Origin of the sequence: Microvirga sesbaniae, from assembly GCF_025460805.1 — a bacterium.
Taxonomy (GTDB): domain Bacteria; phylum Pseudomonadota; class Alphaproteobacteria; order Rhizobiales; family Beijerinckiaceae; genus Microvirga; species Microvirga sesbaniae.
The window spans coordinates 1-10,496 of record NZ_JAMXFJ010000074.1 but is presented as its reverse complement, the minus strand read 5'-3'; the positions used below and the strand labels follow the sequence as shown (position 1 = coordinate 10,496).

The following is a 10,496-nucleotide window of genomic DNA, read 5'->3' as shown; positions in this document are numbered from 1 at the left end:
AAAGTGATCACTGCAAGCGCGGCCGATGCTGCCGTGGCCGTCAGCCAGAGATCGATGGCCTGCGGCCGGTGAGAGACAAGTCGCTTCATCAGGGCACAATTCAAAAGATCAGGTGAGGAGCAATGGAGGGCTGCGAGTGCATACTGCCCAGCCGTAAACCCGGAACGATCGATCCGGTTCCCAAGCGGATCACATTTCGACATTAGCCCAATATCTCAGAAGGCGGGCCTGCTTATGGACGAGAATACATTCCAATCTATTCCCGAAGCCCGACCTCGATATCGTGGCAGAACTCCGCCGGGACCCTTAGCGACCGGTCATGCTCTCATCTTGACGCTGAAGGGCTCGACGCTGATATGGCGGATGGATTTCGGCCGAACGGGTTGAGCGCAAGGAGAGCGATGTCGGAACATGTTCGAGACCGAAAGAGCTCGCGCGAGAGGATTCTCGACGCGGCTGCGGAGCTGGTGAGCGAGATCGGGTCGGGACGACTGACGCTGGACACCGTGGCCGAAAGGGTGGGTCTCAGCAAGGGTGGGCTTCTCTACAACTTTCCCACCAAGGACGCGCTACTCCAAGGCATGGTCCAGCGCATTGTCGACGAGGTTGCTGCAGAGCGGGAGGCACTCCGCGCTCAAGCCGAGCCCGGGCGCAACCTCGAAGCGCGCCTGTGTACGGCGGCGTTGCTCAAGCTGCGTCAGGGCAGGACGAAGGAGGTCGCCAATGGCATGCTGGCCGCCTCGGCCGAGAGCCCGCACCTGCTTGATCCGGTGCGCAAGGTCATCCAGGCGACCCTGGAGGACTTGAAAGCGACATCGGACGATCTGGACGCGGCGCTTCTCGGCTGGCTAGCCATTGAGGGCCTGAACAGCCTCGAGATGCATGACCTCAGCCCTTTCTCGGAGGAGGAGCACAAACGGGTCGTCGAAGCGGTCAACCGCCTGCTCGTCAGAGGAATTGCTGAGTAGGATGCCCAGGCGCAGGGCAGACGCATCGGTTTGGAGGCGCGACGCCGATCTTTCATGCTGCTTGAGGTGGAACAACGCGGGTAGCGAAATGCCACGCCAGACGTTGCGCCATCCAGGAGCTGACATGCTGCCTGGAACTCACAAACGAGAACGCCCCGACAGAGGTAGCCGGGCAGGGCTCGCTGTCAGGGCGCTTGTGTGATGCCGGTTGCAACACCATGCTGTAGTAGTACTCCAAGTGCGGCAACGATTCAACGCGCGCTGCGGGCAACCGCGGAACTTCTTACTGAAAGGCCGAGCACCGGACCTTCTACCAAGGCCCATGCGATTTGTTTGGACTAACGTCATTTCAATACGGGCGCAGCAGTAATGATCGACGGGTGCATCCGCACAGCATCAACCGGTTTGACCATTTCTGCTCGCGATGCACGGGTCGTTACCCGTTTCGGCTTCTGTCGATGCCGAGGAGTCGCCTCTTTCGCCTGACGGATGTCTGTTTAATTCAGCCCGCAGCCGTGATCATGATCTCGACCAGAGTATCTTTGCCAAGATCAGCGACGCCCACAGTGGCCCTCGCAGGGAAGTTCACCGGTGATAGCCATCACTTCCAGGCTGCATCCATCTCGGCTTTTCGATTGAGATCTGTCAGGAAGATGGTTGCAGACAGCAGACGGGTTTTGTCCGTGCCGGCCGTCCTGAGATACTCGTCGAACTTGGCGAGGATCTGCTCCGTCTGCCCCTCGAGTCCTGCCGACATATCGTCAGCAACCGTCCCGCCGACGAAGACCAGTCCGTTGTGCACAACGACGCGATGCATGATGGGCGTTTGAATATGCCGCTCAGTCACTTGGATTTTCCTTGGTTAGTTGGCCTTCGAATGGTGTGTGTCGGCGAGGTCGGCCAGAACCGCGACTTTGGCCGCATCTGACTGCGGCAGCGAAGCCAGTTCGCGCAGCCTCAGTGGCTTGATCGGGAACCGCAGCCGGTAATAGCCGACCTTGTCAGGGCTCACGCCGCGTTCGCCTGCAATCAGTTCGGCGACCGTCAGTCCGCAGAGCCGACCCTGGCACGGTCCCATGCCGGAGCGCAGGAACACCTTCATCTGGTTCGGGCCGATCGCGCCCGCGCTCACCGATGCCCTGATCTGGGCAGCGGAGATTTCCTCGCAGCGGCAGACGATGGTCTCAGGATTCTGCGGCACCCGGAACGCCTTGGAAGGCCGGTAGAGGGCGTCAAGGAACTCCCGGCCTCGTGTGACTTTCGTGAGCTGGACCTTGAGCGAGGACGCATGCCGATTGCGATCCTCACCGCCGATCAAGCCGAGCCGGGCCGCGCACCCGACCCCTGCCAGCTTGCCCTGAAGGGCCGCCGCCTCAGCACCGCGAATTCCTGCTCCATCCCCCGCGATCGCGATGCCGGGAAAGGAGGTTTCATACCACTCATCGACCTGTGGTCGGAAAGCGAGCTGCGTCTCGTCCCACACATGGTAGCAGCCGGCCGCATTCGAGAAATTGACATTGGGAACCACACCCTGATGAAGCAGGAGAAGGTCTGCCGGCGTGCGATGCTCCTGCCCGCCCGCCGTCCACACGACCTCCTTCAGTTCTCCCTGTCCTTCGGCCGACAGGCCTGAGATCCATCGCACCACTTTCGTACGGCGCTGCACCGTGCGCAGGAGCCGCAATCCCTTGCTGCCATAGGGTGAGGTCAGGAAGGCCGGCATATGGCGCAAGGCTTTCAGCCAGTTGCTTTTGGGTGTCGTGTCGAGAACCGCTGTGACTGTGGCGCCAGCCTCGATCAACTGAGCGGCCAGGAGATACAGAAGCGGTCCCGTCCCGGCGATGACCACCCTCCCCTCCGGAATGAGGCCAGATGTCTTCAGCGCGATCTGGGCGGCGCCGGCCGTCATGACACCGGGCAGCGTCCATCCTGGAATCGGAAAGGGCCGTTCCAGGGCACCCGTCGCAAGCACAACCTGCCTTGCGCGGATCAAGCGCGCCGCTCCACCTGCTGAGACTCCGACTTCATGACCGATGAACTGGCCTCCCTCATCGTTTGCTGGCCCAATGCTCCACGCCGTCGTTGCGGGAGCGTACTGAGCCCCCGCACGAAGGAATGTTTCGGCAATCTCCCGGCCCTTCCAGTAGTCCTCTCCCAGACGCTCGCGATCTGCCGTCTGTGCAAGGAGAACGGACCGGTAGATCTGGCCACCGGGCGTCTGGTTCTCGTCGACAAGAAGCGTGCGCGCTCCAAGGGTCGATACCGTCGTAGCTGCGGACAGTCCGGCAGGCCCAGCACCGATGACGATAACGTCATAGGCATCGGCGAGGTCCTTGACCGTATGGGCCGCTTTGCCCCCTGTGGTGGATGTCATGGCACCAGCTCCGCTGACAGGACGTGCGGACCCTTCTGTGTTTCGACCGTCATTCCTTCTCGCACCGGGACAAGGCACCCCTGCCGATTGCCCACACCGTCGATCCTGACCAGACATTCGAAGCACACGCCCATCATGCAATAGGGTCCTCGCGGTGCGCCTGAAACGGGCGTTGTGCGGCAGGCGCGGATCCCTGCCGCAAGGAGTGCGGCAGCGACGCTGTCCCCTGCTGACGCGGTGATCGGAATTCCGTCGAAAGTGAAAGTAACCTGATCCCTGATGCGATCAGGCGCACGCCGGAACATGAAACCTCCTGGTTCCGAAGACCGAAATCTCATCCGGGATCCCCCCGGCAGCGATCGCCTGCGCCAGATCGTACGCATGTTGGGGGGCCAGGGTGACGCCTGAATGGGCCATCGTGACGAAGGCGCCGGGATAGGATCGAGACTGTTCGTAGACAGGGCAGCCGTCCAGCGTCATGACCCGAAGCGCCGACCAGGTTCTGACGACATTCAGGTCTGCCAGCAATGGGAACATCCGGATAGCTCGGTCGGCCATGACAGAGGAGATCCCATGATCAATTGTGAGGCTTGCCCCATCCGCCTCCTCGCTGTCGCCGATCATAACGCCGCCCTCGTCGGTCTGGCGAACTGTGACGACCGGATAGCAGAGGAATGGGGCGGCCTTTTCGGTGACGACAATTTGCCCCCGGCTCGGCTTCAGCGGAGCGTCCAGTCCTACCATTGGTGCCAGTCGGGCATTCCCAAGGCCGGCCGCGAGGACGATCTTCGGAGCCCTGATCTCGCCCCAGTTCCCTTTCAGCAGGAATCCACCAGCTTGAGGCTCGATCACGTCAACCACATGATCTGCCCGGTAGTCGACTCCGCCGGCTTTGAAGGCGGTGTGCAAAGCCCGGAAGAGCCGGAGCGAGTTCACGTGCCCGTCCAGGGGGCAGTAGATCGCTCCGCTCACGTCAGGGCCGATCGCAGGGAGGAGCGCCCTCGTTCGCCCATGATCGAGCACCTCGTAGGGGTGTGCCACCGCGCCGGGCTGATTGTGCAGTCTTTTCAGCGTATCGACATTGGCCTGCAATTCCCGGTCGGAAAGACAAAGGGTGAAGCCGCCGGGCTGATCGAGGCCGACGTCAATCCCGGTATCGGACTTAAGGTCCGAAGCCAGCTGGGGCCAAGCTGCGGCTGCGGCTTTCGTCCAGGCGGTGTAGGCGGGGAACCCGAAGCCCTTTCCCTGAACCCAGATCAGGGCGAAGTTCGCTCGCGATGCGCGTAGCGCGATGTCGCCCTCATCCAGCACGCAGACGCGCAAGCCCTGCCGTGCCAGACCCCACGCCAGGCACGCACCCATGAGACCACCACCGACAAGGGCGATGTCGGATTCCGCGTGTATTCGACTGACTGCCATTGCTGTCATCCGCAAACGCGGGGCGCCCATGAGCACCCCGCCGGGCATGATGAGCCTCAGCCTTGAGGCGTGATGTTGGTCTTGAACCACTTCATCGAGAGCTTCTGGATCGTACCGTCCTTGATGGCGCTCTGGATGGCCTCGTCGAAGGCCTTCTTGAGATCGGTCTCATCCTTGCGCAGGCCGACGGCGATGCCAGCGCCGAGCAGGCCGCCCGTCAAGGATGGGCCCACAACGGCATAGTCCTTGAAGTCAGGCTTCGCGAGTGTGCCAATGATCTGGGCTGCCCCAGCGAAAACGGCGTCAATTCGCCCGGCCGCCAGGTCGAGGTCGTGCTGTTCCGTCGTCTTGTACTCGCGGATCTCGGCGGTGCCCTTCAGGTACTTGTCAGCGAAGGAGGCTTGGATGGTCGAGGTCTGCACGCCAATAGACGTTCCCTTCAGGAGCGGCTTGAGATCCTCGATCGCCTTCTCGGCAGCCGCCTGCTGGGTCGAGAGGTTGAACGCCTGACCAGTGCCTGGAAGCTTGGCCAACGGCGAGTTCTTTGCCGTCAGGAATACGCTTGGGGTATCTGCGTAAGGAATGGAGAAGTTGATCACCTCCTTGCGCTTATCGGTGATCGTCATGCCGGCCATGATGGCGTCGTACTTCTTGGCCTGAAGCGCCGGGATGATGCCGTCCCAGTCTTGAGCCACGATCTCGCACTTCACCTTCATGCGGGCGCACAGATCGTTAGCAAGATCGATCTCGAAGCCCTCGAGCTTGCCACCCGCGCCCGTGAAGTTCCACGGGGCATAGGCTCCTTCCGTGGCGATCTTGACCCTCTTCTCCTGAGCCGCTGCTCCGTTCGCAGCCGCTAGAACGCTGAGGGTGACAGCCCCCAAGATTCCCAACGTGTTCATCTTCTCTGTTCCTCATCTGGCTTTGAGACCATCAGCCAGCCAACCTGTTCAAGCTGATCCCCGATGTTCCACCGGAGACAATGATAGGAGCGCTTGCATAACGTCAAATCAGATCTATTCATCTCAGTATGTCTTGATGTTATGCTAGGCTGCCGCCAATGGATATCAGTGCTCGTCAAATCGAGGCCTTTCGCATGGTGATGCTCACGGGCAGCATCACCAGTGCCTCTGAGGCTCTGTTCGTCACGCAACCGGCAATCAGTCGGCTCATCCAGAGCCTCGAGGGGGCAACGGGGCTTACCCTGTTCGAGAGGCGTGGGAACCATGTCGTTCCCACGGCTGAAGCGACAGCCCTCCTCGTGGAAGTCGAGCGGTCGTTTGTTGGGCTTTCGCGTATCGGAGCCTTCGCGCAGGCACTCCGGGAGCAAACAGCCGGTTCGCTGCGGATTGCTGCGATGCCAGCACTTGCCGGAAGTATCCTGACCCGGTTCGCCGCCCAGTTTTCCACCAGCAGGCCGGGTGTCCATATCTCAATCAGCGGAGTGCCGTCTCACCTCGTGATTGACGCGGTCGCAAGTGGTCAGGCTGATTTCGGATATGCTGATGGTCCGCTTGACCGGATGGGGATGGAGACCGAGGCTATTCCGGTGGCTGCGGTCGCGATCATGCCAAAAGATCACCGTCTGGCGCGGCATGACTGCATCACGCCGGCTGACCTTGAGGGTGAGCGTTTCGTAGGGGTCGGTCGGGGCACCCTCTTCCGATCCAGGATCGACACGGCTCTTGCAGGAATCCCACGAACCGTTTCGCTCGAAACGCCTCTATCCCACATCGCCTGTCTTCTTGTGGCTGAGGGGGGCGGCATCAGCCTCGTGGATCCCTATTCGGCAGCGGAATTTTTCGACAAGGGCATCGTTGCGAAACCGTTCGCCCCCTTCATCGACGCTGGGTTCGTTGGCCTACGCTCGCCCCAGCACCCAGCTTCGGCATTGGCAACAACGTTCATGCGCGGATTTCGACAGTATGTTGGCAGTTGGACGCCGTCATGATGCTACTACGCAGCATGCTTACGTCCTAAGCTTGAAGGGTCCGACGCCGCATGATCGAAAGTCGAAGCGCAGCTCGAGCTCGGTTCAGAATGCGATGCAGTGCAATGTCAGTAAAAGTCTGCTCAAGCAAGATTCATGTAATGCGAGACAGAAATTCCAGGTCTGCAGAACGGTGGGATCAAAGAGTTTGGTAGCACCAAGATCCCAGGGATGAACACATTCGGACATTGCTCAGTGCTGGCAATTTAACTTTGCGCTTACAGAGGCACCTCGCTGAACATTCTTATAGAACCTAGACTCATGTGGTACAGAACCACAGCTTACTTTGGGGAATGAATGTTTCCTTCCAAGCTGCCGGATAAAGACATTGTTTTTGGAGTTTATGGCGCGGGAGCGGAGAGATGATACTCTGACTTCTAGCTAGACTGATGATCTTTCCAAAGACAACAGTGTTGAGAAAGTGTAATAGGCGACGTATCAGCACGCCGCCTCCCAATGTACGAGCAAGGTGAGTGCGACGGCCCTAGTGTGCCTCCCGAGTGCTCCTGATGTAGTTTATCAGCGCATTCGTCGAGCTGTCGTGTGCTGTCACTTCCTTAACTGCTCGCAACTCCGGTAGGATCCGGGAAGCCAATTTTTTACCAAGCTCGACTCCCCATTGGTCAAAGCTGTTGATCCTCCAGATAATGCCTTGGACGAAGATCTTGTGTTCATAGAGGGCGATCAGCGAGCCGAGACGATGCGGCGTCAGCTTCCGGTAGAGGAGCGATGTCGTCGGCCTGTTGCCCTCAAAGATCTTGTGGGGGAGGAGCGCCTCAAGGGCGGTCTCAGACAGCCCCTTCTTTGCTAGCTCCGCCCTCGCCTCTCCCTCAGTCTTGCCGAAAGCGAGCGCCTCCGTTTGAGCTAGGACATTGGCGAGCAGCTTATCATGGTGGTCTCCCAACGGCGTCTGGCTTTCCACGGCAGCGAGAAAGTCTGCTGGGATTAGCTCCGTGCCCTGATGGAGAAGCTGGAAAAACGCATGCTGGCCATTGGTGCCCGGCTCGCCCCAGATCACCGGCCCGGTACAATAATCCACATGGCGGCTATCCCGTCGCGTGGACTTGCCGTTGCTCTCCATATCGCCCTGCTGGAGGTAAGCGGCAAAGCGGTGCAGATGCTGATCGTATGGCAGCAAGGCCCGTGTCGGGGCATCGAGAAAATTGCGGTACCAGATGCCGAGGAGGCCCATGATCACGGGGGCGTTGTCATGTCTGGATGGCGCCCGTTTGGCAATGTGCTTATTGATGATGCTTGGGCCTAGCGGGGCGGGTGCGGTCATGTCTCCGGCCTTCTAGCGCGGCATTTCACGACCGCTGGCCCTGATGTTTTACGCTGAAGCTGGTCCCTCTCACGTTATCGCGCTTGGCTGACGCAAGACAACACCACGGGTTGTCCAGATCCGGCGGTCCATATCCGCTGTGGCTTCACATCATCTCATCATCACCGTGCCAACTGAGTTGCCCTGCGGGGCGAATAGTCTGAACTGGATGCCTATGCCGCCGCCGCGACAGCTCCCTGGCTCCCGGGCTCGTAAGCCGTGCTTCTGGCCATCACCGCCCAGGCGATCCGGGCCATCTTGTTGGCCAAGGCGACGGCGACCACCTTGAACGGCTTCTTGGCCAGCAGAGACCGGGCCCAGTCCGCCAGGGCCGTCCTGGTTTTGCCGGACTTCATGCTGTAGAGCGCCGCGTGCGCTCCCACGACCAGCAGCTTGCGCAGGTGCCGGTTGCCCATCTTGGAGATGGAGCCCAGCCGCGCCTTGCCGCCGGTTGAGTGCTGCCGGGGCACGAGGCCGAGATAGGCGGCAAACTCCCGACTGCCCTGGAACAGGTTGGCATCTGGAACACTGGCCGAGAGACAGGAAGCAACAATCGGCCCAATGCCGGGAATAGTGGCCAGTCTGATGCTCACCGGATCACTGCGGTGGGCCGCCAGAATGGCTTTGTCGAGCCTGGCAATCTGCGCCTCGATCTCGAGCAGCATCGCCGCCAGAGGCTGGAGAGCCATCCGAGCCGTGGCGGGGAGATCAGGACTGGCGTCATCATGGATGAGGGCGATCAGCTGGCGCGTGTTGCGAGCGCCTTGCGCCACCACGATGCCCAACTCGGCGAAGTGACCGCGCAGAGCATTGATCAGGGCGGTTCGCTGCCCGATCAGGAGATCGCGGGCCCCGTGCAGCATGAGGGTGCTTTGCTGCTGCGGGCTCTTGACCGGGACGAACCGCATCGACGGCCGCGTGACGGCCTCACAGATCGCAGCCGCGTCGGCGGCATCGTTCTTCTGCCGGCGCAAATAGGGTTTGACGTAGGCGGGCGGGATCAGGCGGACCTCATGCCCGAAGGCCATGAGCGTGCGGGCCCAGTGGTGAGCGGTCGCGCAAGCCTCCAGCCCGATCAGGCAAGGGGAAAGAGTTTTGAAGAAACCTGGTACCTGGCTGCGACGCAGTGATTTGCGCAGGACGATCTTTCCGCTCTTGTCGATGCCATGCACCTGGAAGACGTTCTTCGCGATATCAAGGCCGACCGTGGCAATCTCTGGCATGGACGTGGATCCTCTCCGGTTTTGGACATGCCCATTCTGGCACGTCTGACGCTGGTGGAGGGCGCCATCCACGACATCACGTTATTGAGCCGGCGCTCATTGTCTTGAAAGGATCATGGATGGCTCCAGCTTCATCAGCATGAAGCACGTGGACATGCGCAAGCTGCCGGCGGCGGCTCAAGAGGAGCGCCGGCGGCAAGTCGTTGGGCTCCGGGAGCGCGGGCTGACTTACCGGGCGATTGCGGCCCAGGTTGGGCTGTCGCCAACAGGGGTCTTCGACATCTGCCAGCGGTTTGCGGCCGAGGGCGCGCAGGGGCTGGTGAGCAAGCCACGCGGGCGCAAGCCGGATGAGCAACGGCTGCTGGATGCCGCCCAGGAGGCCGAGATTCAGCGCCTGATCTGCCGGCACACCCCGGACGAACTGGACCTGCCGTTCGCCCTATGGAGCCGGGCGGCGGTGTGCGCGGTGATCTGGCAGCGCTGTGGGATTGCGCTGGCCGTGCGAACCGTGGGCAAGTATCTGGCGCGCTGGGGCTTTACCGCGCAGAAGCCGCTCCGGCGGGCGTACGAGCAGAACCCGGCCGCGGTGCGGCACTGGCTGCGGCGGGAGTACCCGGCCATCGTCGCGGCGGCCCGGCAGGCGCGGGGCACCATCTTCTGGGGTGACGAAACCGGTCTGCGCGCCGACGAGGTGCGCGGCCGCGGCTATGCGCCCCGGGGCCGGACGCCGGTGATCCGGGTCTGCTACCGGCACGCCGGGCTGAGCCTGATCGCGGCGGTGAGCAATCGCGGCGCCGTGCGCTGGATGATTGTCGACGGGGCGGTGACCGCCGCAACCTTGATCCGCTTCCTGCAACGCCTGATCCGCGACGCAAAACGCAAGGTGCTCCTGATCCTGGACCGGCTGCGGGTGCATCGAGCCGCCCGGGTCCGCGACTGGCTCAGCGCGCATCGGGCGAAGATCGAGGTTTTCTACCTGCCGGCCTACAGTCCGGAGCTGAACCCGGAGGAGGGCCTGAACGCCAACCTGAAGCAGGTTGTCACCCGCCAGGCGCCGGCGCGCAGCAAACAGCAACTCAAGCGGGCAACGGTCAGCCATATGCGTCGCCTGTCGAAATCGCCCGGGTGCGTGCGAAGCTACTTCAGCCACAAACCCGTCCGCTACGCCGCATGCTCAAGACAATGAGGACCGGATCAATAA

Annotated in this window: 9 protein-coding genes and 1 pseudogene; 3 read left to right on the top strand and 7 right to left on the bottom strand. The window is 61.4% G+C overall.

The features are described from left to right. Nucleotides 1-401 precede the first annotated feature (401 nt). Nucleotides 402-968: a TetR/AcrR family transcriptional regulator gene (locus OCW50_RS32090; RefSeq protein WP_262266540.1), complete on the top strand. Its 567-nt coding sequence runs from the start codon at nucleotides 402-404 to the stop codon at nucleotides 966-968. Between the two features lie 502 nt (nucleotides 969-1,470). Here OCW50_RS32090 and OCW50_RS32085 read toward each other — a convergent pair. From OCW50_RS32085 to OCW50_RS32065, 5 genes and pseudogenes are all read right to left on the bottom strand, one after another. Then, nucleotides 1,471-1,785, bottom strand: a pseudogene (locus OCW50_RS32085) (RidA family protein). A 45-nt stretch (nucleotides 1,786-1,830) separates the two neighbouring features. Next, nucleotides 1,831-3,342 (bottom strand): FAD/NAD(P)-dependent oxidoreductase, encoded by a 1,512-nt coding sequence (locus OCW50_RS32080; protein WP_210804937.1) that lies wholly within the window; start codon nucleotides 3,340-3,342, stop codon nucleotides 1,831-1,833. Next, nucleotides 3,339-3,647, bottom strand: a complete 309-nt coding sequence (locus OCW50_RS32075) for a (2Fe-2S)-binding protein (RefSeq protein WP_262273190.1) — start codon at nucleotides 3,645-3,647, stop codon at nucleotides 3,339-3,341. Before OCW50_RS32075 ends, OCW50_RS32080 begins: the two co-directional genes overlap by 4 nt. Then, nucleotides 3,628-4,746: an NAD(P)/FAD-dependent oxidoreductase gene (locus tag OCW50_RS32070; RefSeq protein WP_373371543.1), complete on the bottom strand. Its 1,119-nt coding sequence runs from the start codon at nucleotides 4,744-4,746 to the stop codon at nucleotides 3,628-3,630. The genes OCW50_RS32075 and OCW50_RS32070 overlap by 20 nt, the downstream gene beginning before the upstream one ends. Nucleotides 4,747-4,817: 71 nt before the next feature. Next, the gene (locus OCW50_RS32065) at nucleotides 4,818-5,663 is read right to left on the bottom strand and encodes a lysine/arginine/ornithine ABC transporter substrate-binding protein (protein WP_262300302.1); all 846 of its coding nucleotides are present in this window, start codon (nucleotides 5,661-5,663) and stop codon (nucleotides 4,818-4,820) included. Nucleotides 5,664-5,821: 158 nt separating this feature from the next. On the opposite strand from OCW50_RS32065, the gene OCW50_RS32060 reads away from it, so the two are divergent. Next, entirely contained in the window at nucleotides 5,822-6,712 is an 891-nt protein-coding gene (locus tag OCW50_RS32060) for a LysR family transcriptional regulator (RefSeq protein ID WP_262300301.1), read from the top strand. A gap of 523 nt (nucleotides 6,713-7,235) precedes the next feature. On the opposite strand, the gene OCW50_RS32055 is transcribed toward OCW50_RS32060, so the two are convergent. Next, a complete protein-coding gene (locus OCW50_RS32055) occupies nucleotides 7,236-8,033 on the bottom strand; it encodes a phosphoglucose isomerase-related protein (protein WP_262266551.1) in 798 nt (265 codons plus the stop codon). A gap of 212 nt (nucleotides 8,034-8,245) precedes the next feature. Beyond that, nucleotides 8,246-9,295: an IS110 family RNA-guided transposase gene (locus OCW50_RS32050; protein ID WP_262300300.1), complete on the bottom strand. Its 1,050-nt coding sequence runs from the start codon at nucleotides 9,293-9,295 to the stop codon at nucleotides 8,246-8,248. A gap of 139 nt (nucleotides 9,296-9,434) precedes the next feature. On the opposite strand from OCW50_RS32050, the gene OCW50_RS32045 reads away from it, so the two are divergent. After that, nucleotides 9,435-10,481: an IS630 family transposase gene (locus OCW50_RS32045; RefSeq protein ID WP_262300303.1), complete on the top strand. Its 1,047-nt coding sequence runs from the start codon at nucleotides 9,435-9,437 to the stop codon at nucleotides 10,479-10,481. The last annotated feature ends 15 nt before the right edge of the window (nucleotides 10,482-10,496 follow it).

Coding starts and splice junctions, on each gene's coding strand:
- OCW50_RS32050 (WP_262300300.1), bottom strand. CDS start 9,295: ATGCCAGAGATTGCCACGGTCGGCCTTGATATCGCGAAGAACGTCTTC.
- OCW50_RS32065 (WP_262300302.1), bottom strand. CDS start 5,663: ATGAACACGTTGGGAATCTTGGGGGCTGTCACCCTCAGCGTTCTAGCG.
- OCW50_RS32075 (WP_262273190.1), bottom strand. CDS start 3,647: ATGTTCCGGCGTGCGCCTGATCGCATCAGGGATCAGGTTACTTTCACT.
- OCW50_RS32090 (WP_262266540.1), top strand. CDS start 402: ATGTCGGAACATGTTCGAGACCGAAAGAGCTCGCGCGAGAGGATTCTC.
- OCW50_RS32055 (WP_262266551.1), bottom strand. CDS start 8,033: ATGACCGCACCCGCCCCGCTAGGCCCAAGCATCATCAATAAGCACATT.
- OCW50_RS32060 (WP_262300301.1), top strand. CDS start 5,822: ATGGATATCAGTGCTCGTCAAATCGAGGCCTTTCGCATGGTGATGCTC.
- OCW50_RS32045 (WP_262300303.1), top strand. CDS start 9,435: ATGAAGCACGTGGACATGCGCAAGCTGCCGGCGGCGGCTCAAGAGGAG.
- OCW50_RS32080 (WP_210804937.1), bottom strand. CDS start 3,342: ATGACATCCACCACAGGGGGCAAAGCGGCCCATACGGTCAAGGACCTC.